General features: G+C 56.6%; 20 protein-coding genes. 9 read left to right on the plus strand and 11 right to left on the minus strand.

Annotation, left to right across the window (positions count from 1 at the left end; genetic code table 11):
• Positions 1-85: 85 nt before the first annotated feature.
• From minE to minC, 3 genes are read right to left on the minus strand one after another with little or no spacing between them, the layout of a single operon-like run.
• Entirely contained in the window at positions 86-352 is a 267-nt protein-coding gene (gene minE / locus I6L47_RS02190; RefSeq protein WP_005336848.1) for a cell division topological specificity factor MinE, read from the minus strand.
• A 2-nt stretch (positions 353-354) separates the two neighbouring features.
• Positions 355-1,167 carry a septum site-determining protein MinD gene (gene minD / locus I6L47_RS02195; protein WP_005336847.1) on the minus strand — a complete coding sequence of 271 codons (813 nt, stop codon included), beginning with the start codon at positions 1,165-1,167 and terminating at the stop codon, positions 355-357.
• Positions 1,168-1,185: 18 nt separating this feature from the next.
• Complete coding sequence (gene minC / locus I6L47_RS02200) at positions 1,186-1,905, minus strand: septum site-determining protein MinC (protein WP_013723728.1); 720 nt, start codon at positions 1,903-1,905, stop codon at positions 1,186-1,188.
• Positions 1,906-2,012: 107 nt separating this feature from the next.
• On the opposite strand from minC, the gene I6L47_RS02205 reads away from it, so the two are divergent.
• Positions 2,013-2,291, plus strand: a complete 279-nt coding sequence (locus I6L47_RS02205; RefSeq protein ID WP_042080846.1) for a YcgL domain-containing protein — start codon at positions 2,013-2,015, stop codon at positions 2,289-2,291.
• An 847-nt stretch (positions 2,292-3,138) separates the two neighbouring features.
• Here I6L47_RS02205 and I6L47_RS02210 read toward each other — a convergent pair.
• The 3 genes from I6L47_RS02210 to I6L47_RS02220 form a co-directional block, all read right to left on the minus strand.
• A complete protein-coding gene (locus tag I6L47_RS02210; protein ID WP_005336844.1) occupies positions 3,139-4,509 on the minus strand; it encodes an L-serine ammonia-lyase in 1,371 nt (456 codons plus the stop codon).
• Positions 4,510-4,784: 275 nt separating this feature from the next.
• Positions 4,785-6,170, minus strand: a complete 1,386-nt coding sequence (locus I6L47_RS02215; protein WP_216948551.1) for an L-serine ammonia-lyase — start codon at positions 6,168-6,170, stop codon at positions 4,785-4,787.
• 152 nt (positions 6,171-6,322) lie between these two features.
• On the minus strand, positions 6,323-6,607 hold the full coding sequence (locus tag I6L47_RS02220) for a pyrimidine/purine nucleoside phosphorylase (protein ID WP_005336842.1): 285 nt from the start codon (positions 6,605-6,607) through the stop codon (positions 6,323-6,325).
• 270 nt (positions 6,608-6,877) lie between these two features.
• On the opposite strand from I6L47_RS02220, the gene I6L47_RS02225 reads away from it, so the two are divergent.
• Positions 6,878-8,119 (plus strand): dicarboxylate/amino acid:cation symporter, encoded by a 1,242-nt coding sequence (locus tag I6L47_RS02225; protein ID WP_005360943.1) that lies wholly within the window; start codon positions 6,878-6,880, stop codon positions 8,117-8,119.
• Between the two features lie 1,544 nt (positions 8,120-9,663).
• A protein-coding gene (locus I6L47_RS02230) for an IS3 family transposase (protein ID WP_216947903.1) occupies positions 9,664-10,826 on the plus strand; the annotation gives its coding sequence in 2 pieces (ribosomal slippage) (positions 9,664-9,919 and positions 9,919-10,826; 1,164 coding nt in all).
• A gap of 162 nt (positions 10,827-10,988) precedes the next feature.
• Here I6L47_RS02230 and pfkA read toward each other — a convergent pair.
• The 3 genes from pfkA to elyC all read right to left on the minus strand — a co-directional run bounded on the left by pfkA (position 10,989) and on the right by elyC (position 13,771).
• On the minus strand, positions 10,989-11,960 hold the full coding sequence (gene pfkA / locus I6L47_RS02235; RefSeq protein WP_005336840.1) for a 6-phosphofructokinase: 972 nt from the start codon (positions 11,958-11,960) through the stop codon (positions 10,989-10,991).
• A 149-nt stretch (positions 11,961-12,109) separates the two neighbouring features.
• Positions 12,110-12,865 carry a triose-phosphate isomerase gene (gene tpiA / locus I6L47_RS02240; RefSeq protein WP_120414341.1) on the minus strand — a complete coding sequence of 252 codons (756 nt, stop codon included), beginning with the start codon at positions 12,863-12,865 and terminating at the stop codon, positions 12,110-12,112.
• Between the two features lie 135 nt (positions 12,866-13,000).
• A complete protein-coding gene (gene elyC, locus I6L47_RS02245; RefSeq protein ID WP_216948552.1) occupies positions 13,001-13,771 on the minus strand; it encodes an envelope biogenesis factor ElyC in 771 nt (256 codons plus the stop codon).
• Positions 13,772-13,872: 101 nt separating this feature from the next.
• On the opposite strand from elyC, the gene cmoM reads away from it, so the two are divergent.
• From cmoM to I6L47_RS02275, 6 genes are all read left to right on the plus strand, one after another.
• Positions 13,873-14,649 (plus strand): tRNA uridine 5-oxyacetic acid(34) methyltransferase CmoM, encoded by a 777-nt coding sequence (cmoM, locus tag I6L47_RS02250; RefSeq protein ID WP_031227571.1) that lies wholly within the window; start codon positions 13,873-13,875, stop codon positions 14,647-14,649.
• Positions 14,650-14,749: 100 nt separating this feature from the next.
• Positions 14,750-16,084 (plus strand): chromosome partition protein MukF, encoded by a 1,335-nt coding sequence (mukF, locus tag I6L47_RS02255; RefSeq protein WP_005345760.1) that lies wholly within the window; start codon positions 14,750-14,752, stop codon positions 16,082-16,084.
• Positions 16,065-16,784, plus strand: a complete 720-nt coding sequence (gene mukE / locus I6L47_RS02260) for a chromosome partition protein MukE (protein WP_005345759.1) — start codon at positions 16,065-16,067, stop codon at positions 16,782-16,784. Before mukF ends, mukE begins: the two co-directional genes overlap by 20 nt.
• 3 nt (positions 16,785-16,787) lie before the next feature.
• Entirely contained in the window at positions 16,788-21,215 is a 4,428-nt protein-coding gene (gene mukB, locus I6L47_RS02265) for a chromosome partition protein MukB (RefSeq protein ID WP_216948553.1), read from the plus strand.
• 258 nt (positions 21,216-21,473) lie between these two features.
• The gene (locus tag I6L47_RS02270) at positions 21,474-21,860 is read left to right on the plus strand and encodes a septal ring lytic transglycosylase RlpA family protein (protein WP_216948554.1); all 387 of its coding nucleotides are present in this window, start codon (positions 21,474-21,476) and stop codon (positions 21,858-21,860) included.
• 158 nt (positions 21,861-22,018) lie between these two features.
• Positions 22,019-22,546: a hypothetical protein gene (locus tag I6L47_RS02275; protein ID WP_254204799.1), complete on the plus strand. Its 528-nt coding sequence runs from the start codon at positions 22,019-22,021 to the stop codon at positions 22,544-22,546.
• 36 nt (positions 22,547-22,582) lie between these two features.
• Here I6L47_RS02275 and I6L47_RS02280 read toward each other — a convergent pair whose 3' ends face one another.
• Both I6L47_RS02280 and I6L47_RS02285 read right to left on the minus strand, forming a co-directional pair.
• Positions 22,583-23,209 carry a heme-binding beta-barrel domain-containing protein gene (locus tag I6L47_RS02280; RefSeq protein ID WP_216948555.1) on the minus strand — a complete coding sequence of 209 codons (627 nt, stop codon included), beginning with the start codon at positions 23,207-23,209 and terminating at the stop codon, positions 22,583-22,585.
• Positions 23,210-23,506: 297 nt separating this feature from the next.
• Complete coding sequence (locus tag I6L47_RS02285; RefSeq protein ID WP_216948556.1) at positions 23,507-23,710, minus strand: hypothetical protein; 204 nt, start codon at positions 23,708-23,710, stop codon at positions 23,507-23,509.
• Positions 23,711-24,162: the final 452 nt, after the last annotated feature.

A 24,162-nucleotide genomic window follows, 5' to 3' on the forward strand; every position in this document is an offset into this window, starting at 1 on the left:
ACCTGTTTTTGTGCCAATAAAAAACCGGATCCAGTGACAGGATCCGGTCTTCATTGGGGGAAGGGGTCACGCATAGGGCGTCAGCTCATCCCTTCTTGTCATCGGCGAAGGTGATGTTGAGCTCCAGTACCGACAGCTCATCACTCTTCTGATCCAGTTGGACGGTTATCTTCTCCGGATCAATGTTGACGTATTTGCGGATCACATCGAGGATGTCCTGCTTGAGCTGGGGCAGGTAATCCGGCCCCCCTCTGGATGAACGCTCGTGAGCAACAATGATCTGCAACCGCTCTTTGGCCAGTTGTGCGGTGTTCTGTTTCTTGTTGGAACGAAAATAATCCAATAATGACATGTTTAACTCCCGAACAGTCGGCTAAAGAAGCCCTTCTTCTCTTCTTCCAGAAAACGAAATTCCTTGGCATCGCCCAGCAGGCGGGACACCGCATCTTCGTAGGCCTGACCGGCATCGGACTCCTTGTCCAGAATAACCGGTTCGCCGGAGTTGGAGGCGCGCAGCACCGCCTGGGACTCCGGGATCACCCCGAGCAGCGGGATGGCCAGGATCTCCTGCACATCCTGCACGCTCAGCATGTCGCCGCGGTTGACGCGGGTCGGGCAGTAGCGGGTCAGCAGCAGGTGCTCCTTGATGGGGTCTTCGCCACGCTCGGCGCGACGGGACTTGGAGGCCAGGATGCCAAGGATGCGGTCGGAGTCACGCACAGAAGAGACTTCCGGGTTGGTGGTGACGATCGCTTCATCGGCAAAATAGAGTGCCATCAGTGCGCCCGCCTCGATCCCCGCCGGGGAGTCGCAGACGATGTAATCGAACTTCATCTCCGCCAGCTGATCCAGGATCTTCTCGACCCCCTCACGGGTGAGGGCATCTTTGTCCCGGGTCTGGGAGGCGGGCAGGATAAACAGATTTTCCGAGCGTTTGTCCTTGATCAGCGCCTGATTGAGGTTTGCTTCCCCATTGATGACGTTGACGAAGTCATACACCACGCGCCGCTCGCAGCCCATGATGAGATCCAGGTTTCTCAGACCGATGTCAAAGTCAATGACCACTGTCTTGTGACCACGCTGGGCTAAGCCGGTGCTCAGGGCCGCACTGGTTGTGGTCTTGCCAACGCCACCTTTACCCGATGTAACGACTATGATTCGCGCCATTCTCGCTTCCTTGTAACTCTATTTGATACGGTCTATTCGGAGTTGTTCGTTGTCCAGCCGGACGTGTACCGGTTGCTGGATCAGGCCTGCCGGCAATGCATCGCTCAGCTGGAATGTGCCCGCGATGGAGAGCAGCTCGGCCTGTAATTGCTGGCAATAGATCCGGGCCTGGGTGTTTCCCCGGGCACCGGCAATGGCTCTGCCACGCAGGGTGCCATAAATATGAATGCTGTCGTCGGCGAGCACTTCAGCTCCCGGACTGACGGACCCCAGCACCACCAGCGAGGTGCCGGCGGCGTAAATCTGCTGGCCGGAACGAACCGGTCCCACATGTACCTTGCTCGGGATCAAGGGGGCGGGTTCGGGCTCGGGAACCACCTCAGGGGCGGCTGGCGCGGGGGCAGGCTCGGGTTCCGGTTCGCTCTTGCGACTCTTGCCCGAGGCCATCACGGCCAGTCCCACCGCCTTGGCGGCTGTCTTCATCTCTTCACTGCGCGCCCCCGTGATGCCGACCAGCACAAACTCTTCGGACTCCACCAGCTCCTTGAGCTGTTCGAAATCGGGAATATGTTCCAGTCGGGAAACATTGATCACCAGCGGCGCACAATTAAAAAAGTAAGGTGCCTGGGCCACTTTTTCGGCCAACAACTGACGTATCCGCTCAGGCTCGCCATCGCTGATATGCAACACAGAAATAGTGAAGGTGGTCCCTTTCAATTCGTTATCGCGCTCAACCATGAATCTTCCCCGAGGCAGAGATGCTAATCCGTTATTGTTATTCAATTCCTGATGTTATAGTTTGCCCCCATCAGAGGCAATAAACTCGTCGGATTATATCAATTTCCATGTTGTGTGCAGTCTATAAAAGTCGCAAAAAAGCCGAGACCTACCTTTTTGTTGAAAAAAGAGAGGATTTTTCCCGCGTTCCCGAGCCACTGCTGAGCGCATTCGGGCGTCCCGAGCTGGTGCTGATGACCAAGCTGGATCCGGCCAAGCCCTTGGGATTGGCTGATGTCGGCAAGGTGATGGCCGCGCTGACCAACCAGGGCTTCTACCTGCAGGTACCGCCGCCCCCCGAGAATTTGCTGGAGCAGCACAAGGCCAGCCTGAAACAGCCATCCTGAATATCCAGCCCCGTTGTGTGTTCTGCCCAGCGGGGCTAATTCTTTGTGACTCTGCATGACGCATTCCGGCCCCGGTGAGGTGGCCTGCGATAATCCCGTGACAGGATCTGGCCAAATTAAACCCTCCCTTTGGTGATATTCACTTTTCGCTGTTTAAATAGAAAGTCAATCTGCTCCCAACACCATATCCTCAACCTTTGCTGGCGCTCACAAAAATAGCGAGTGGCGCGTACTCATATCCGCCATTTCAACGGCTATTGGCCCATTCATCGATTATTTTCAGCCCCTTCTTTGGGCGCTTTTTGGGCCTCCACTGCTCGATGCGTTTTACATCAAATAGGGCGTAAAGAGGGCGGTGATAACTGTACTAAAACCAGTTTGCGCGATGCGCTGTGGCCAAAATGATGAGCTAACCCCCTGTTTGTGTACTTGATTGTTTGCCCTGATCACGAAGGTGCAACACAGATGGCTATCAGCATGTAATTCGCAAGGGAGAGCGGTAACCGCATTTTGCCAAACAAGGGTATACCCAAAGTGGAGGGGATTGAGCTAAGGGACCATCTCGATATCGATTAGTTGTGAAATTGTGACTGGGGCAAGATAGCAGGTACAGGTTTCGTGTAGGGGCGTAATGTCCCTTTCAATGCATTGAGAAGAGTGAATCAAGGCATGTTATTAGAGAGGCATTTAGATAAGGCAATCAGCATTGCTGTGGCGTAGCAGGGACATATCAGCGACGCCCTACAGTGAAATGGTCGGTATGTCGATATAAGTGCCCGGCATCCCATTCGGGAATAAAAAAGGCGGGATATCCCGCCTTTGTTCAGATAAGGGTCGCAACCCCTATTTATTCGCAAGCAACCTGCATCACCTTGATGGCCAGACCGCCACGGGAGGTTTCACGGTACTTGGAGTCCATGTCCTTGCCGGTGATGTACATGGTCTCGATCACCTTGTCCAGGGAGACGCGCGGCTTGGAGGTACGACGCAGGGCCATACGGGAGGCGTTGACTGCCTTCATGGCTGCGATGGCGTTACGCTCGATGCAAGGCACCTGTACCTGACCGGCAACCGGATCACAGGTCAGACCCAGGTTGTGCTCCATGCCGATCTCGGCAGCTTCGCAGACGTGCTCCGGGCTACCGCCCATCAGCTCGGTCAGACCGGCAGCGGCCATGGAGCAGGAGACACCCACTTCACCCTGACAGCCCACTTCGGCGCCGGAGATGGAGGCGTTCATCTTATAGAGGATGCCGACGGCACCGGCAGCCAGATAGAAACGGGTGTACTCGTCGCGGCCAACCGGCTGTATGAACTTGTCGTAGTAGGCCAGTACGGCCGGGATGATACCAGCAGCGCCGTTGGTCGGGGCAGTGACCACGCGGCCACCGGCAGCGTTCTCTTCACTCACGGCCAGAGCGAACATGTTGACCCAGTCAACGATGTTCATCGGATCGCTCGAAAGGTTCTCGTTGGTGTTGAGCTGACGGTAGAGCGGCGCGGCACGACGGGGTACGCGCAGCGGGCCGGAGAGTACGCCTTCGGTACGGCAGCCGCGCTCGATACCTTCACGCATGGTGTTCCAGATCTTGCCGAACTTCTTGTAGATCTCTTCCGGAGTGTTGAAGCACTTCTCGTTTTCCATCATCAGGGCAGAGATGGAGAGACCGGTCTGGCTGCAATGGGCAACCAGCTCAGCGGCGCTTTTGAACGGATAGCGTACGGACATGTCGCCGCTGTCAGCCTTGCCGAAGTTCTCTTCGTCAACGATGAAGCCACCACCGATGGAGTAGTAGGTCTTGCTGTAAACCACTTCATCTTCAATCAGGGCAGTCAGCTTCATGCCGTTTTCGTGCAGCGGCAGGGCTTCGTCGTGGAATACCATGGCGTCACGCGGGAAGCTGACGGTGTGGCAGTGCAGGCCGATCGGCAGGCGCTCGGTCTGCTCAACACGGGAGATAAACTCGGGGATGGCATCGATATCGACATTTTCCGGCAGGTTGCCAGCCAGGCCCATGATGATGGCGGTGTCGGTATGGTGGCCTTTGCCAGTCCAGGAGAGGGAGCCGTAGACGTCGACATTGATCCGGGTTACATCGCGGATCTTGCCGCCCGCGCGCAGCTCGTCAACAAACTGTTTGGCCGCTTTCATCGGGCCAACAGTGTGGGAAGAAGAGGGGCCTACACCGATTTTGAAGATATCAAAAACGCTGATCATGTCACTATTACCTCAGGGTAGAAGGGGGCGGCATGCCCACTCACAGAAATTTGGGAGATCCATGGAACGCGCTTGTCAGCGCAGGTCACAGAACCAGATAACCGTAGTGTAACGGCTCCAGACCTAAAAAAAGTTGAAATAGATCTATTTTTGTTGAATCTGAGGCGCGAGTATAAAATTTATTTTTGTGCTTATCCATTTTGTTAAGCGTTTGCCCATAAAAATACCCGGCGATGCCGGGCATTTAGGAACCAAATGGAGTCATTTGCCGTTTTTTAACATTCGGTAATGTTAACGGCGAGGCCGCCACGGGCCGTCTCCTTGTATTTGGTCTTCATGTCGTTGCCGGTCTCCCACATGGTCTTGATCACTTTGTCGAGCGACACCTTGTGCTCACCGGTGCCGCGCAGGGCGAGGCGGGCGGCATTGATCGCCTTGACCGCCCCCATGGCGTTGCGCTCGATGCAGGGCACCTGCACCAGTCCGCCGATGGGATCGCAGGTGAGGCCGAGATTGTGCTCCATGCCTATTTCGGCGGCGTTCTCCACCATGGCCGGGCTGCCCCCCAGCAGTTCGGTCAGCGCGCCAGCCGCCATGGAGCAGGCGACACCCACTTCCCCCTGACAGCCCACTTCGGCGCCGGAGAGGGAGGCGTTCTTCTTATATAAGATGCCGATGGCAGCCGCGGTGAGGAAGTAGCGGATCAGCGTCTCGTCATCCACCTTGTGCACGAAGCGATCGTAGTAGTGCAGCACGGCGGGGATGATGCCCGCAGCGCCATTGGTGGGGGCGGTCACCACCCGGCCACCGGCGGCGTTCTCTTCATTGACGGCCAGCGCAAACAGGTCGACCCACTCCATCACCATCAGCGGATCCTTGTTGAAGTTGGTCTCGCAGCTGAGCTGGCGGAACAGCCCCGGGGCGCGGCGCCGTACCTTGAGGCCGCCCGGCAGCACCCCTTCGCTTTTGCAGCCTCGCTCGACGCAGCCCTGCATCGCCTGCCAGATCTTGCGCAGCCCCGCTTTTATCTGCTCATCGCTGCGAAATACCCGCTCATTGGCGAGGATAAGTCCCGAGATGGAGAGGCCGCTCTCCTGACAGTGGGCCAGCAGTTGGGCGCCGCTGTCAAACGGGTAGGGGACTGGGTGCTCGGCATCAGACTTGGCAGCCTCTTCTTTGGCCGTAGCAAAGTGGCTCTCTTCAATGATGAAGCCGCCCCCGATGGAGTAGTAGGTCTGGCTGAAGCGCAGGTTTTCCTCTTTATCAAAGGCCCGCAGAGTCATGCCATTGGTGTGGGCCGGCAGGGTTTTGCGGCGGTTGAAGATGATGGCACCGGTGCGGGGAAAATGGCTTGGTTGCTCGCCTGCCAACTGCAGGCTCTGCTCCTTTTCCACTCGAGCCAGAATGGCGGGAATCACATCGATATCGACCGATTCCGGTTCAAAGCCCGATAACCCCAGAATGATCGCCTTGCCGGTACCGTGCCCTTTGCCGGTCTGGCCCAGCGAGCCGTAACACTCCACTTCGACCCGCGTGACCAGTGGCAGATGCCCTTGCAGCTTGAGCTGCTGGACGAAGGCGTAAGAGGCACGCATGGGGCCGACGGTATGGGAAGAGGAGGGGCCAATTCCGATGGAAAACAGGTCAAACACGCTGATCATGACATCAATCCGGTGATGGTTTATGTCTGTTTATTCTAGGATTTTTGCCATGGATAGGAAGCGGGGATGTGCGGTGCTGTGACATGGACACAGATAATGGGGCTGGGGGGACCAAGAAAGTTGAAGGGGCTGATCCCCTTCAACCGGCCTGATCAGTCGAGAAATTCGCACAGGTAGGCGGTGGGGGTTTTCACTTCCAGTTTGAAGGAGGAGTGACCGGCCACCAGGAAGGATTCACCCTGGCTGTAGGTGTGCCACTCATCTTCATCAGCCAGCTGGATGGTGAGGGCGCCCTTGATCACTGTCATCCGTTCGGGGGCGGCGGTGTTGAACAGGTAGTCACCGGCGTTCATCACCCCGACGGTTGATTTCTCGCCTTTTTGTTCGAAACCGATGGATTTTACATTTCCGTCGAAATACTCGTTAACTTTCAGCATCTTTACATCCCTGTGTGTACGTTTGTGCAGCCAAACTAGCACAATCTTTTGCCAGTTGTCATGGGGGATGAGGTAAAAATCGCCGAGACCGCTTTGAATCTTCACTTTTTCGCAAACTTATTAATAGCCAAGGTTAATGATTTGCTGATTTAAAACAGCAATTAAATGTGAGATAACACGCGCAAACAGGGGAATGGGCAGCCGCTCATTCCCCTGTTTGGTTAATTGCACTGGGAAAAGTGTGAATTTTGCTACATAAAGGAACATATTGTGTTAACTAAAGGACTCATTAAAAACATCGGCTTCCAGGTTGTGGTCGCCATGGTACTGGGCGCAGTGGTCGGCGCGTTCATGGGTGAACAAGCCACCGTGTTTGCACCGCTCGGTACCCTGTTTATCCAGCTGATCAAGATGCTGGTGATCCCGCTGGTGGCGGTTGCCATCCTCTCCGGCGCCGCCAATCTGGGCGCCAGCCCGGCTGCGGGCAAGATCGGTGCGGCTACGCTGGCCTTCTTCCTCGTGACCTCAGCGTTGGCCGTGTTGCTGGCGCTGGTGATGGGGCAGATCTTCAAGCCGGGTGTCGGGGTCGATTTCGCTTCCGTTGCCTCCATGTTTGGCGGTGACTATGCCGATAAAGGGGCGTTGCCGGATGCAGTCGCCACCTTGCTTGGCATGATCCCCACCAACGTCTTCAACTCCCTCAACGAAGCGAACATCCTGCAGATCCTGGTGTTCTGCATGTTCCTCGGCATTGCGCTGGCCAAACAGCCGCGCGAGCGGGCCAAGCCACTGGTCGATGGGCTCAATACCCTGGTGGATGCCTTCGTCTGGATGATCAACAAGGTGATGATCATCGCGCCGCTCGGGGTGTTCGGTCTGATGGCGGAAGCCATCGGTACCTATGGCTTCGATGTGCTGACCCTGGTACTCAAGCTGTTCGTGGTCTATGTGGCTGCCATCCTCATCTTCGGCTTCGTGGTCTATCCGCTGCTGGTGATGATGTTCTCCAACACGCCGGTGATGAAGTACCTCTCTGCCATGAAGAAGCCGCAGATCGTGGCCTTCTCCACCGCCTCTTCCATGGCGACCCTGCCGGTCAATATGGAGACCTGCGAGCATGATCTGAAAGTGACCAACGCGACCGCCTCCTTCGTGTTGCCGCTGGGTGCGACCATCAACATGAGCGGCAACGCCATCTATTACGGTCTGGTCGCCATCTTCTTCGCGCAGGTTTACAACATCGATCTGAGCGTCGGTGCCTGGGCGGCCATCATTGTGACCTCCACTCTGGGCGCGATCGGTCAGGCCGGTGTGCCGGGCCCAAGCTTCCTGGTGGTTGCCGTGCTGCTGGCGGCCGGGATCCCCATCGAAGGGTTGCCGCTGCTGTTTGCGCTGGATCGACTGTTCGACATGATCCGCACCTCCCTCAATATCACCGGCGATGCGGCCTGTGCTGTCATTGTTGACCGCTTTAGCCCGGAATATGACCCAGAGCGCTGGAACAAGGCATAATTGCTTTGAGCTGGGCTGAGATATAACAGCCCTAAGCTGACACTGCGTAACGCGAGCCCCTGCCATGATGGCGGGGGCTTTTTTATATCTGCCGGACAAGTATCAGAGCAAAGGTGTGCACAAGAGATTGCTGACAGATTTAGCTGTGTTGAATGGAGAGTACAGGAGGGGAAAACATCAGTTGTGGGCATGGGCCGTATGGCGTCAACCGGCCTGTTGTAGATGCCGGGGTAGGGGATTGTCAAACGGCGGGTAACAAAAAGGGGAGCCTCGCTCCCCTCGGATATGATTTGCTGCTGGTTCTACTCCATCAGGCCATATGGTTAAACCATCCTGGTTACACCCTTGTGGCGAAAGAAACAGCGTCAACGTGATGAAATCATATCTATGTTGACCATCTCGGCATTATTGCTGAAAAGCGCCAGTTGGTGGCGATTAAACAGACATGGCAAAGAGGGTCGGTCCGGATTGATGCCTCTCTATCCGGCTCAGAACTGTGACAGTGAGGGCAGAGAGACAGCAACCAGGGTGAAAAACACCGTGAAAACGGCAGTAACGACAAACTCTTTCATTTTTCTCTCCCTAAGTTGTTGGTTGATGTAGTCAAGATACCATAACAAGGGGGTAAAACAAGGTGTAAGTTGATAAAATAGCTGCTTTATGTGCGTGGTTGGTTGAGATGGCTATTTTTGTCATATTGAGATGATTTTATCACCTGCTATTGTATGTTAGGCATTCAAGATTCTGTTTTTATGGTTATTTCATTTAAATTCAATTGGTTGGTGAGCTGTTGGCTGGTTTGGTGAAGGGTTTCGTATGGAGCTCAAGTGGCGTTTTATAAGTTTTCACCCTCGTAATAGTGTCATTGAGGCCATAAAAAGTGCGCAAGGCAATGACTTGACGATTCCTGACGTAGATAGCCCATCCAAAAGAAGTCTATGGAGAGAGTCTGGTTGCCAACTCTTGTCACACCATCACTTTATCAGTCCAGAGTCTCCGCATTTTTACAGCAATACACTGGGTTCATAGGGAGGAGAGCCGTGCATCGGGGGATACAGTGTGGCAGATGGCTGTTTTATCACCGCCAATTTTCCCGTCGGCCTCGGAATAGACATGGCCGCAGCAAGAGTGAGATGCGCAATAGAGCAGAGGCGTACTCTCTGGCTGGGCTGGGCTGGGCTGGGCTGGGCTGGGCTGGGCTGGGCGCGAGTAGCGATCCGCGTGGCCGGTGCATCTGCGTGAGTCATGTGAGTGCAATACGAGTGCAGCGCCGGAGCATGGTTGGGTAAGATATCTGAATCCCTTCTACAAGATTGAGATATAAAAAGCGGTGTATGACGAGGAGGCTGAACAAGCTCGTTTCAGGGTCGACAGAGCGCAGTTCAACGCAATCCGGTTCGCAGTGATAAAACATCCACGACGATACCGGAACTCTGTTCGTAGGCTGATGCCGGTTGGTGTGAGGAGGGGAAGGTTTGTAGTGGTCTAATCATCCCGGACACCATTTTAGGTGGTACAGTCGCCACCATGACCTGAGGTGTTCAATGACAAGATTACGTCGCTCATTTACTGCCGAATTCAAACTCGAAGCCGCATCCCTGGTACTCGACCAGGGATACTCTGTCCCTGAAGCCAGCCGTTCACTGGATGTCGGTGAAACCGTACTGCGTCGCTGGGTTCAGCAGCTCCAATCCGAACGCTGCGGCACAACCCCAATCAGCAAAGCACTGACTCCGGAGCAGCAGAAAATTCAGGAGCTGGAAGCCCGCATCAACCAGCTCGAACGTGAAAAGGACATACTAAAAAAGGCTACTGCTCTCTTGATGGCGGACGAGTTCACACGTACGCGCTGATAGACCGATTAAGGGAGCAAGCCCCCATCACTCTGGTCTGCTGCGCTTTCGATGTTCCCACCTCCTGTTTTTACGATTATCTGGCTCGCAGGCGGACGATTAACCGTGAACGTATGCAACAGCGCTGTGAGTTGCGCCGTTTGTTCAAAGAAAGCCGGAACTCAGCGGGCAGCCGCGCCTTGATGTCGATGATGCGGGAGTTGGGGTATCAGATTGGTCGATTCAAAGTACGTAACCTGATGAAGGAAGCCGGTCTGGTATCCAAGCAACCGGGCGCTCATCGCTATCAGGTCGCTCGGTCTGAACGACCGGACATTCCCAATCTGCTGGCCCGCGAATTTGATGTCCAGCAACCCAATCAGGTGTGGTGTGGCGATATCACCTACGTCTGGGCAGGTGGTCGTTGGCGTTACCTGGCAGCGATTCTTGACCTGTACACCCGGCGGGTCGTGGGCTGGGGGATGTCTGATAAGCCTGATGCAGAGCTGGCCATCAAAGCACTTGAGATGGCGTATCAGCAACGAGGTTGTCCGTCAGGCGTGCTGTTTCACTCTGACCAGGGCAGCCAATATGGCAGCCGGGCATTTCGGCAACGACTGTGGCGCTATCGCATGACCCAGAGCATGAGTCGGCGTGGCAACTGCTGGGATAACGCCCCGATGGAGCGACTGTTCAGGAGCCTGAAGTCAGAGTGGCTCCCGGCTATGGGATATATGAGCTTGCGAGAGGCGAAGCGGGATATCAGTTATTACCTGATGGATTACTACAACTGGCGGCGTCCACATCACCACAATGACGGGATACCGCCAGCAAAAGCCGAGGTTCGGCCTAACCAAGTGTCCGGATTTAGTTGACCACTACAGTTAGTAATCTGTCCGATGGCGCAAGGCTTGGGGATCAGGCAACCCATATGGTGAGGGCCACACAGCGTACCGATGCCCCCGTTTTTGTAAAATATTAAAAAACCCTCCGATGGAGGGTTTTTGTCATCAACAGCCGGTAAAAAGCCGCTTGGCTTAGAACAGGGTGGTGGAGAGGTTGTACAGCTCCTGATCGAACGGACGCTTCATGTTCTCGATGCAGTCGATGATGTCGTGGTGTACCAGCTCGTTGCGCTGGATACCGACGCAACGACCACCGTGACCAGCCAGCAGCTGCTCAACGGCGTAAGCACCCATACGGCTGGACATGATGCGGTCACGGGCAGTCGGGGCACCGCCACGCTGGATGTGGCCCAGGATGGTGGCGCGGGTTTCACGACCGGTCAGGGCTTCGATGTCTTTAGCCAGTGCGTTCACGTCGGTTACGTGCTCACAGATGGTGATAATGGCGTGCTTCTTGCCCTTGGCTTCGCCTTCCTTGATCTGCTTGAGCAGCTTCTCTTTGTCGAAGGCCACTTCCGGCACGATCACATATTCGGCACCACCGGCAACGGCGGCAGACATGGCCAGATCGCCACAGTGGCGACCCATGATCTCGACCACTGAGATACGGTGGTGGGAACTGCAGGTGTCGCGCAGGCGGTCGATGGCGTCAACCACCACGTTCAGGGCAGTATCAAAGCCGATGGTGAAGTCGGTACCGGCGATGTCGTTGTCGATGGTGCCCGGCAGGCCGATGCAGGGGAAACCCTCTTCGGTCAGCTTCTTGGCACCCATGTAGGAGCCGTCACCACCGATGACGACCAGCGCATCGATACCGTGCTTTTTCAGGTTTTCGATCGCTTCGGCGCGCACTGCGGGGTCTTTGAAGGCAGGGAAACGGGCGGAGCCGAGGAAAGTACCACCACGGTTCACCACGTCGGAGACGCTGTGACGCTCCAGCTTGACGATGCGATCCTGGTGCAGACCGAGGTAGCCATCATAAATACCGTAAACTTCCAGGCCATGATGCAAACCGGCGCGAACCACGGCGCGAATGGCTGCGTTCATACCCGGTGCGTCGCCACCACTGGTCAAAACACCAATACGTTTGATTTGTTTGGTCATGAGTGCCTCTGGATCTGAGTTGTCAAATACGAATGTTTAAATAGACAAGCCACTTTTACTATATCGGCTTTCATATGGGATGCGGGGGCCACCATAGGAAAAGCGATACAAGAGAGGGGACGAGCCCCTCTCTTTGCCGTAATCAGCGATTACTTGGCAGCGCCAGCGATGATCTGGGAGAAGTCGTCCACTTTCAGGGACGCACCACCGACCAGGCCACCGTCGATGTCCGGCTGACCGAACAGGTCGGCAGCAGTGGCGCCAGTGACGGAACCGCCGTACAGGATCTGTACTTTGGCAGCAACGGCGGCATCAAAACCGGCCAGGTACTGACGGATGTGAGCGTGAACGGACTGAGCGATCTCCGGAGTGGCAGTCTTGCCAGTACCGATGGCCCATACCGGCTCGTAAGCGATAACGGCGTTGTTGAAGGAGGCGATGCCGCAACGGTCGATAACGGCTTTCAGCTGGGTCTCAACCACGTTCTTGGTCACGCCGGCTTCGAACTGCTCCAGAGTTTCACCGATGCACAGAACCGGGATCAGGCCGCCTTTCTGAATGGCTTCGTACTTGGCAGCAACCACGTCGTCACTCTCTGCGTGCAGGGTACGACGCTCGCTGTGGCCAACCAGAGAGTAGGTGCAACCAAAGGCTTTCAGCATGGAGGGGGCGTTTTCGCCGGTGAAGGCACCAGACTCGTGAACGTCAGCGTTCTGGGCACCGTAGGCAATCTTGCTGCCAGCGGTCAGTTGCTCAACCAGACCCAAAAAGATAACCGGCGGGCAGACGGCGACTTGCACAGAAGGATGAGCGGCAGCAGCCGGGGTCAGTCCTTTGATCAGAGCTTCAACAGAAGCCTTGGTGCCGTTCAGTTTCCAGTTACCCATTACCAGGTGCTGTCTCATCTTGTATATCTCCTAGGCATTTGATTGCGCGACATTATATGAATTGAACCGAGCCCAAGATAGCTGACCCGGCGGCAAATGACGTAATTTTTTTTCGCTTTCCTGATCCAAATCAGGAATGAAACGCTTGATCGCTCATTCGTTAACCTGCCCCCGCAAGCGAGCCCACCATACCCCAATCCATTCGTGGATAGCAGCTTCGGAATACATCAGATAACGCCCTTTGGGTAAATAACTGTAGAGGGGCTGGGGTACCTGGCTCTGCTTGGCGGTGTAATCGGTGGGGGCCGGCACGGCATTGAGTCCCTGACCCTGATAGAGGGCCATGGCGCGTGGCAGGTGGGTGGCAGAACTGACCAGCGCCACCTCTTTTCCTTTCATATGGCGGCTGATACTGACCGCCTCATCATGAGTGTCTTTGTTGTTTTCAAACAACGTCATCCGCGAACGGGGTATGCCGAGGCTTTCGGCCATCCGGGCATTGACCTCGGCATTGGAGAGGGTATCCCCCGACACATAGCCGGAGAGCACCAGCTCGGCGTCGGGATAGGCCTGGGCAAGGCGAACCCCCTCTAGAGTCCGTGCCAGCGAGATATTGTTTTGCCAGGAGCGCTCGGGCACCGCCGGGTCGCTGACATGGCAGTTGCCGAGCACCACGATGGCCTCGATGTTGGGATGCTGGCTCACCTCGAACGGCGGGTAGGTCTGCTCCAGCCCGCGGGCCAGTTCATAGCTCACCGGCCGCATCCCCATCAGCGCCACAATGAGCAGCGAGAGGGTGGCCAGCAGCTTGCCGGTTTTCTGAAATCGGGTGAACCAGAGCAGCAGCAGGGCGACCAGCAGCAGGGAGAGGGAGAAGGGGAGCGGCATCAACAGCTGACCCAGCCACTTTTTGAGCACAAACACGACAGACACTTCCTTGAGTTTTCAGCAAATTCGGGATGTGACAGAATACCTCTCTTTTTTGGGATGGCCACAACCCTGTGGCGCTAATGTTGAGTTTCTCCTTGAAGCACGATCAGAGTTTTGACGGGCGCGCCGACAAGTTCGCCCGCAACATTTACGACTCCACCAAGGGGCGCATCCGCACCACCATTGTCTGGAGCGACATCGAAGCCTGCCTGGCCCGCCTTGGCAACCGACCGCTGCGCATCCTCGATGCAGGGGGCGGTTTTGGCTATTTCGCCCAGAAGCTGGCGGCCATGGGCCATCAGGTAGAGCTGTGCGATCTGTCAGCAGAAATGCTGGAGCTGGCTCGCAGCCAGATCGCCGAGAAGGGACTGGAAGACAAAATTCGTCTCATCCATTGCCCCATTCAGGATCTGAAGCAACACGTGACCGGGACCTTTGATCTGGTGCTCTGCCATGCGGTGCTGGAGTGGCTCGCCGAGCCGCGCCAGACCTTGCTGGGTCTGTTCCCTTTCGTCAATGCCGGGGGCATACTGTCGCTGCTTTTCTACAACCGTCATGGTTTGCTGTTCCAGAGCCTGGTGGTGGGCAATTTTGACTATGTGCGCCTTGGTCTTCGCAAGAAGCGCCAGACTGCGCTTACGCCCACCAATCCCCAATTGCCGGAGCAGGTCTATGACTGGATTGGTCGCGGGGGGCTGCGCATCATCGGCAAGACCGGAGTGCGGGTGATCCACGACTATATGCGTCACAAGCAGGATCAGGTGGAGAAGTTCGACGATCTGCTGGCCATGGAGCAGCAATATTGCCGTCAGGAGCCTTTTGTCGCCCTCGGTCGCTATATCCATGTGATGGCCCAGAAGCCGGCCAGCTGATTGCTCGCGGTTCACTTAAATGTGAACCATGTTTTCGATGCTACCGGATGTAGCCGCGCGCACGATTTTGCGCCCAATACAACAACGAGATGACAACATCATGATGAGTACATCCCGTACCCTGCCAGAGCGTTCTTTGCCGGAGCTAGTAGGGTGGGTCAGGCAGGAGGGGTTGGCGTTGAGCCTGCCGACCGACCGGCTGGCCTTTCTGATTGCAATCAAGACGCTATCCGAAGATGAGTCGGACCTGTCGGAAGCGGCGCTGCACGATGCCTTTGGCTATGTCAGCAGCGCCTTCGGCCAGATGGACGAGACCCTCACCGGTCGCGCCAACAACGCCATCAACGATCTCATTCGCCAGCAGCTGCTGTCGCGCTTCAATACCGACATGGTGGCGGGGGAGAGCCTCTACCGCCTGTCTCGCTTGGGGGTGAGCATTGTCGACTTCTTTATGGATCAGCGTCAGGTTGACTCCATCAAGCTCTCCATTCTGCTCGAACACCTGGCTGCCGAGCTCGACACCGCCCGCAAGGCGGCGCTCGAGACCAACACCCGCGAGCAGTGGGATGCGGAGGTGCTACCGCGCCTCACCTTCTCGCTGGAAGAGACCCTAGGGCGCATCGATCTCACCCAGCGCGCCATGGATGAGCAGCAGAATCAGGTCAAAAGCGAAATCGCGGCCCTGCTGACCCAGAACTGGGTCGATGCCATTCACAGCTGCGAAAAACTGCTGCACGAAACCGGCCAGACCCTGCGCGAGCTGCAGGATACCCTGGACGCTGCCGGCCACCGCCTGCAGGCGGGGCTGCTCAACATTCAGGAAGCGGCGCAGGGGCGCGACGATCTGTTCCACGTCGAGGAGCTGACTCACGCCTTGCAGGGGCGGCTGGATGTGATCACCAGCTGGGGTCAGCAGTGCATCGAGCTCTGGTCCCGCTACGACAGGCACGTCCACAAATTTATCCGCAACGCCATCGATATGGACAAGAACCGCGCCTTCAGCCAGCGGCTGCGCGAGTCCATTCGCAACTTCGAGCAGCACAACTGGCAGCTGCGGGTGGCCGAAGAGCCCCGTCTGCTGGAGCTGCGCGATGAAACCATCGCCATCCACGACGAGGAGGTGACCGGTGAGGTGCCACTCGAGATGGAGTACGTCGAGATGGTGGACATCAACCAGGAGCTGGCCGAGCGGATCGAGCGCTATCTGGCCCGCTACCCCGAGCAGGGCCAGCAGCTGGATCTGGCCGATGTGCTGCGGGAATACCTGCTGGACTACCCGGCCCATGCCCACTTCGATGTGGCGCGTCTTCTGATCGACCAGGCCGTGCGCCTGGGCCATGCCAGCGGCGAGCGCGAACTTCATCGCCAACCCGCATGGAAACCCATTAACCAAGCTGGATCCAAGGTTCAGGCCTATGTCATTGATCAATACTGAGTTTCCCTTGCCGCTGCGGCTTGCAGAGGCGATTGCCAACCCCTTGTTTCCGCGCATCGACACCGCCTTGCGCTCCGGTCGTCACATCAGTGCCGACGAGTTCGAGCAGCACTCGGCGCTGGTCGAATATCACAGCGAGCTGGAGATCTTCTACGGCCGCTATCAGGTGGAGCTGATCAAGGCGCCGGAAGGCTTCTTCTATCTGCGCCCGCGCCCGAGCTCCGACATCGGCACCACTGTGCTCTCCGAGCTCGATATGCTGGTGGGCAAGGTGCTCTGCTACCTCTACCTGAGCCCGGATCGTCTGGCTTCCGAAGGGGTATTCGCTATGGCCGAGCTGCAGGAGGAGGTGCTGAGCCTCGCCGACGAGAAGCAACTGCTGCGGATGGTCAACAGCCGCTCTGGCGGTACCGATCTCGACAAGAAGAAGTTGCTCGAAAAGATCCGCACCTCCATGCGCCGTCTGCGTCGCCTTGGCATGATCACCGCCCTTGGCAACGGGGATAAATTCCGGGTCAATGAATCGGTGTTCCGTTTTGCCGCGGATGTGCGCTCCGATGAAGATCCGCGCGCCGTCCAGCTGCGGATGATCCAGGAGGGTGAAGCCATCTTCCACGACGACGAAATGCCGAGCAGCGACTCGCTCTTTGATGACATCGAGGCGGATCTCGATGAAGAACAACTGGATCTGGAGGTATAACCGGTGCGAGGCAAGTTCAAATCCCTGACCATGGTCAACTGGAACGGCTTCTTTGCCCGGACCTTCGATCTCGACCAGCTGGTCACTACCCTTTCCGGCGGCAACGGCGCGGGCAAGTCCACCACCATGGCGGCCTTTATCGCGGCGCTCATCCCCGACCAGTCGCTGCTTCACTTCCGCAATACTACGGAAGCGGGATCGAGCAGCGCCTCCCGTGACAAGGGGCTCTACGGCAAGCTGCAGCGCGGTCACTGCTATTCCCTGCTGGAAGTGATGAATAGCCGCGAACAGCGGATCTGGGTCGGCGTTCACCTTGAGCAGGTGGCCAACCGTGACAACAAGGTCAACATCACTCCGTTTGCGCTGGTGGATGTGCCGGAAAATCTGGCGCCGACCGATCTGCTGTTGGAGAAGCTTGATGGCGGCAAGGGGCGGGTGCGCGCCTTTACCGATCTGAAAGGGGCGGCCGCCGAGCTGGGGGCGCTGAAAGTCGCCAAATTCAATACGGTGACCGACTATCACAACTTCATGTTCGAGTTCGGCATCACCCCGAAGAAGCTGCGTGATCAAAAAGATCGCGGCAAGTTCTACCGCCTGATCGAAGCCTCCCTCTACGGCGGCATCTCCTCGTCCATCAGCCGTTCCCTGCGCGAATACCTGCTGCCGGAGAACTCCGGGGTGCGCAAGGCGTTTGCAGACATGGAGGCGGCCATCTATGAAAACCGCCGCACGCTGGAGGCCATCAAGGAGACGCAAGGTCAGCGGGATCTGTTCAAGAACCTGATCACCGAAACCACCCACTATGTGGCGGCTGACTATGTGCGCAACGCCGCCGAGAAGAGCCGCCTCTCCGAGCTGGCCCTCAAGGCGCGCCAGGAGCTGGCCGACAAGCGCCGCATTCTGGCCGAAGAGAAACAGCGCGCCATCTATCTGGCCGACGAGGTGGAGCAACTCACCAACCGCGAAAAACTGCTGACCGACGAGCTGGAGTCTGCCTCTGAGCATCTGGCCAAGGTGATGGCGGCCGTCAGCTTGCAGAAGAAGATCGAGATGTACCGCGCCGATCTGGCGGATCTCTCTGACAAACTCGAGCAGCAGCAGGCGGTAGTGGAAGAGATCCACAGCCAGCTGCTGGAGGTGGAAGAGCGCAAGGAGCTGGCGCAGGCAGAAGTAGACAGCCTCAAGACCCAGCTGGCCGACTACCAGCAGGCGCTCGATATCCAGCAGACCCGCGCCATCCAGTACCGTCAGGCGGTGCAGGCCCTCGATGCTGCCCGCGAGCAGTGCGAGCTGCCGGGGCTCACCGCCGAACAGGCGAGCGACACCCTGCATCAGTTCCGTAGCGCCGAGCAGAGCCTCACCAGCCGGGTGCTGGGGGCCGAGCAGCAGCTGGCGCTGGCCAAGGCGGCAGTGGCCGAGCACGAAGCGGCGCTGGCGCTGCTGCTCAGCATCGCTCCGGAAACAGTGCGCGAGGCCGCCTGGCCCACCGCGCAGGCGCTGCTCAAGCGTCACATCGAAGACAAGGCTCGCATCGCGCAGGGTCAGGGGCTGCGCGCCGCGCTGGCTCGCCTCGAGAAAGAGAGCGAAAGCCAGAAGAGTCTCTTCAAGCTGCGCGATGAGCTGCAGCAGGCCTCCGGCCAGCTGATTGCCAGCAGCGATGAGCTGGAGATCTTCCTCGAAGCCCAGCGTACCCGTCAGGAGGAGCTCTCCGAGCAGCAAGCCGAGGTGAATCAGCGCCGTGCCAGCCTCGAACATCAGGGCACCCAGCTGGGTCGCGATATTGCGGAGCTCACCAAGCTGGCGCCGCGCTGGCTCAAATCCTTTGAAAAACTCGAGCAGCTGCGTGAGCAGAGCGGTCTGCCGCTGACTACCGCCGAAGAGCTTTCGGCCGGTATGCAGACAGTGCTCGACAAGGAGCGCGAGTTCGAGCAGGAGAGCAACCGCATCGCGGCGCAGAAACAGGCGCTGGAGCTGCAAATTCGCAACCTGCAGCTGGGGGCTGGCGAGGCGGATCCCCGTCTTGCCCGCATCGCCGAGCAGGTGGGGGGCGTGCTGCTCTCCGATGTCTACGACGATATCTCCATCGACGATGCCCCTTACTACTCCGCGCTCTACGGCCCGGCTCGCAGCGCTCTGGTAGTGCTCGACCTTGAAGGCGCCATCGAGCGGCTGAAAAAGCTGGAGGATTGCCCGGAAGATATCTACCTGATTCAGGGCAACCCCGACTCCTTTGACGAGGATCTGGTGGAAGCGGACGAGCTGGGGGACGCCGTGCTGGTGCGCACCAGCAAGCGTCAGGTACGCTTCTCCCGCTATCCCGAGCTGCCGCTGTTTGGTCGCGCCGCCCGGGAAAAACGGATCGAGCAACTTGATCTTGAACGCGAAGGGCTGATCGAGGGTTACGCCAAGGCGGCCTTCGAGCAGCAGAAGTACCACCGTCTCTACGGTCACTTCCGCGACTTTATCGGCCAGCATCTGGATATCGCCTTCCGCCCCGACCCCGAAGCCGAAGTGCAGGCCAAACAGGCCGAGCTGCGCGCGCTGCAAGGTGCCATCGGTGAGTGCGACAAGCAGCTGAGTGATGCCAAAGCGGCCGCCGCCCAGCTGACCCGCCATATCCAGCTGGTGCAGGGGATGCTGCCCTTTGCCCACCTGTTTGCCGAGACTGATCTGGCGGCCCGCCTCGAGGCGGCTCACGCCGATGTGGAAGCGCTGAAACAGGCCGAAGCCTTTATCGCCAAACACGGTAAGTCGCTGGAAAAACTGGAAACCATGGTGCAGGTGCTGCGTCAGGATCCGCAGGATCTTGCGGCGCTGCAGGCAGCTTACGATGAGGTGAGCGACCTGCTGGCCGAGCAGAAGCGACGTTGTTATGCCCTCGATCAGCTGGTGGCCCGTCTGCCGCACTTTGCTTATCAGGATGCGCAAGACCTGCTGGGCAAGGCGTCCGAGATGAGCGAGCGACTCAAAGAGAAGCTGAAAGCGGCCGAGCTTGCCGCCCGCACCGCCGGCGAGCAGCACAAGCAGATTGCCCAGCGTCACACCGAGGCGTTGCAACTGCGCACCGCCCTCAACTCCAGCGTCGAGGCCAAGCGCCAGACCCTGACCGAGTTCGAGCAGGAGCTGGCGGCCATGGGCCTGACCCTCTCTGACGATATGGAAGAGAAGGCGCGCGCCCACAAGAAAGAGATTGAAGAGCTGCTGATCCGCACCCGTTCCCGTCGCACCAGCGCCGAGGCCCAGTTACAGGTAACCAAGCGCGAGATTGAATCCCTCGGCGGTCGTCTCAAGCTGGAAGGCAAGGATTATTACAGCGCCCGTAAATCCCTGGTGGGTCACAAGGCGAGCTGGTCGCGGGTGGTGCGGCTGGCGCGGGAGACCGACGTCGAGAAGCGCCTCAACAAGCGCGAGCTGGCGTACCTCGACAGCGACGAGCTGCGCTCCATGTCGGACAAGGCCCTCGGCGCCCTGCGGGTGGCGGTGGCACACGACGAGGCCCTGCGCGATGCGCTGCGTCTCTCCGAGGGCAACCGCAGCACCGAGCAGAAGGTCGCCTTCTACGTGCAGGTCTACCGTTACCTTAAAGATCGCATCCGCAACGACATCATCCGCTCCGATGACCCGGTGGAGGCGATCGAGGAGATGGAGATCGAGCTGGCGCGTCTGGCAGACGAGCTCAAGCAGCGGGAAACCCATCTGTCGCTCTCCTCCCACGAGGTGGCGGCCAAGATCACCAACATCATCCGCCGCGAGCAGAACCGCATCCGGGTGCTCAACCAGGGCTTGCAGAACATCGCCTTCGGTCTGGTGCGCGGGGTGCGCCTCAACGTCAATATCCGCGAGGCTCACACCCGTCTGCTGACGGCGCTGGCCGATCAAACCGCCATGCACAACGACCTGTTCGCTGACAAGGAGCTCAGCTTCTCCGAGGCGATGGCCAAGCTGTTCCAGCGCCTGAACCCGCAAGTAGAGCAGGGGGATCGCAGCTATCAGGTGATGGGCGACGTGCTGCTCGACTATCGCAACTATCTGGAGCTGGAGATCGAGGTGCAGCGCGGGGCCGATGGCTGGCTGCGTGCCGAGAGCGGTGCGCTCTCTACCGGTGAGGCGATCGGTACCGGTCAGGCCATCCTGCTGATGGTGCTGATCAGCTGGGAGGAGGAGTCCCGCCGTCTGCGCGGCAAGGATATCGCCCCCTGCCGTCTGTTGTTCCTCGACGAAGCGGCCCGTCTGGATGGCAAATCCATCGCCACCCTGTTCGAGCTGTGCGAGCGGCAGGATATGCAACTGCTTATCGCGGCGCCCGAGAACATCAGTCCCGAGAAGGGCACCACCTACAAGCTCATCCGCAAGGTACAGGGCAAGCACGAGCATGTGCATGTGGTAGGCCTGCGCGGCTTCGGCTTTGCCGATGACAAGCTGATTGCCTGAGAAGTCTCTGGCCCATCCGACACGGGATGACCGGTAACTAGTTGAAAGGGAGGCATTTGCCTCCCTTTTTACATGGAAGATATGGCAAAGTAGCCGCACCGTCGCTGCTGCCTGACAACAAGGCGAGTAACATGGTGAGTGCCTTGGAGCTATGGCAAGGTGAGAGCTCCCGCCTACAAGCGTGTCGCCAACGTCACCGGCCGTATCGAAGAAGAAAAATAGCGCAGAGTGGAAAGAAGAAGAGAGGAGAGGGGAAAGGTGCAACATATCCAGAAAGGGCTGCTGTTATCTCTTTGCCTGCTGCTGGCGGCATGTAGTAGCCGTTATGACGAGAGTCACGGCGGCAGCTGGCGCGGCTATAGCGAGACCGGCTATGCCAGCTATTATGCCGACCGTTATCATGGCAAAAAGACCGCCAGCGGCGAGCGCTATCGCAACAACCTCAATAGCGCCGCCCATATGGAATTGCCCTTTGGCGCCATGGTGCGGGTTACCAACCTCGCCAATGGCAAGAGTGTAGTGGTCAAGGTCAATGACCGCGGCGCCTTTAAAAGCGGGCGTATTATCGATCTCTCCAAATCAGCCTTTAGCGCCATCGGCAATATTCGCGACGGGATTATCAAAGTAAAGATAGAGGTGCTCTAGGCTGGGTGAACCTGTTTATACACGAAAATGGATGTTGATGAATGATATTGGAAGGCTGACATCGACCAGTCAGCCTTACGGTAGATAAAGATATAATATTGATATGGATCAATGTTTAATTCAGCTAAAAATGGATTTGTTATCAATGGAAAAAATCGATGGTCTTGATTGATATTTATTTTAGCCTATCTCGCCTGTTCGGCCTTACTATATGGCAAACGGAGGGATTAGTGATGATTATCTATGGTAAATATGGTGGTGCAGCGCTGAGAGCTGTTCATCTGATGGTACAGAATAATTACGGTCATGTCACCGCCTGGGATATGGCTATTGCTGAAGCATTTGGTGATGATATCAGCACAGGAAAATTTAAAAATAATCCAAAGGTAACTTTTCTGACTCTTTGCAGTCTTGGTTGTATCAGTTGCATCATGCCAGTTCATTATGTAGCTGCGACCAAAACCAGAGCATATGTGTTGGCTGCCATTGATTTATTGTCACACAAGGATATTACCAAACCGATTAATCCCGAGCAGTTATGGCTGGAAGTGATCTCGGCCTGTAAGAGCGGCAAGCTTGTGAAGCATAACAATCAGATGGATGTCATTCTGACACTTTGGTATGCCGGTGTGCTCAATCCCGAGTGGGATAGGGATGCCATCAGGATAGATTATCGACGAATATAAAAAAGCCAAGGTAATGAATACCTTGGCCATGAAACATCAATTGGTTTTGGTCAAGGATGCACTATCGGAGTGTGCGAATGGCTTGCCATACACCATCAGGTTGGTGGTTTGACTGTATTTGAGGAGATTTTTCTCTGAGAAGTCCAGAGTCATCGAGAAATCCGTGGTGGAATCATTAATGGTCATATAATTGCTTTCCGCAATACCGCGCTTGCCCGTCTTGAACTCGATTTTGTTACCCGCTTTGCCTTCAGTGACCACACAGACTGCACGAGGTATACAGTATGAGTTGTAAACAAGCTGATTGGTCTTGTCATAAATCAGATAACCGCGTTGGTCATGAAATTTCCCATTATCACTTTTTCTGAATACTTCCTGCTTGTAATACATGGCTACCAGATATTGTTCACTGGCATTTTTAGCATCGGCAGCCGGTTCAAAAGTAATGACTTCGTAAAAGGGTTCCACTGCCGGCCCCCCTTTGCCAACTTTGCTACCCTCCTGGCCGGGTGCTACATCTACACCACCAGTATCGGTGCTTTTCCATGTGCCAGCCAACTGAGCTAATGGACCAAAATCCAGACCGTTGATAATAGTGCTGGACTCTGCGTGAGCGAGCGTGGCACAGGTAATTAATGCTATGGGTAAGATAACTTTATTCATTGTGATAACTCCATCACTAATAATGACTTGCGAATAATATGTTCAGCAAAGTAATTGTTATAACGGACCAAGGATGTGGTCAATGATATTGAGTGATGGTGGTTCGTTTTTGTGAGGTATGATTTGCTTTTCCGTGGCTAAATAAATTGAATTTGATATAAGACAATGTTGTATTTTTTCATCGCGCTTCCTCAGATATATCGTGATAGAGATAAAGGATCATTGACATGATGCGATGATCATTATGTCTCCGGCGTGAATATTTCACTCAGCCCCATCAATTGAAGGCGATAGCCACTAACTCTGCGGCACCCTGACCCCTTTATCGAGATAGAGGCTACTGTAGTGGGCGCGGTGGGTGACAAACATCACCTGATGGCGGCTGCCGTCGGAGAGGATAAGGAAATCGCCCGCCTGAGCGGGGCTCTGCAAGGTGATCTCCTTCTCGGGGGCGGTCAGGCGATCGACATCATCCTTGAAGGTGAGGGTGTAAGAGAACATATGGCGCTCCACTGCTGGCTCATATCAAACACTCCGTTGAAGGTAGTTGCTGGCATGGACACGCGCGGCGCCCGATTGGCGCTGTTAGACCAAATAGCTGAGATGGGAAAGCGCGTGGTTTCAGTCGGGCTGTTTTGCTGAGGTGTGCTTGAGGCGTTTACATTAAGGCCATCGGTATCAAAACGATGGTAAAGGGGCGAAAGGGGGATGAAAAAACCGCCAGCTGGCGGTTTCTCTTATGCGATGGGCCCTACTTCAGGGCCTTCTTCAGCTTCTTGATCTTGCCTTCATGCTTGGCAATTTTCTCAAGACGAGCGGCGATCTTCTTCTTGATCTCTTTCTTGCATACTTTGGCCATAGGTGGCGCTCCTTTGCAGTGGGGACACATCAGGTGTCAGTGTGGGTCTTCCCTTTGACGTCCCAGAGTGCCACAGGGATACCTTGTGAACCAA

Origin of the sequence: Aeromonas sp. FDAARGOS 1417 (assembly GCF_019046985.1) — a bacterium.
Taxonomy (GTDB): domain Bacteria; phylum Pseudomonadota; class Gammaproteobacteria; order Enterobacterales; family Aeromonadaceae; genus Aeromonas; species Aeromonas veronii.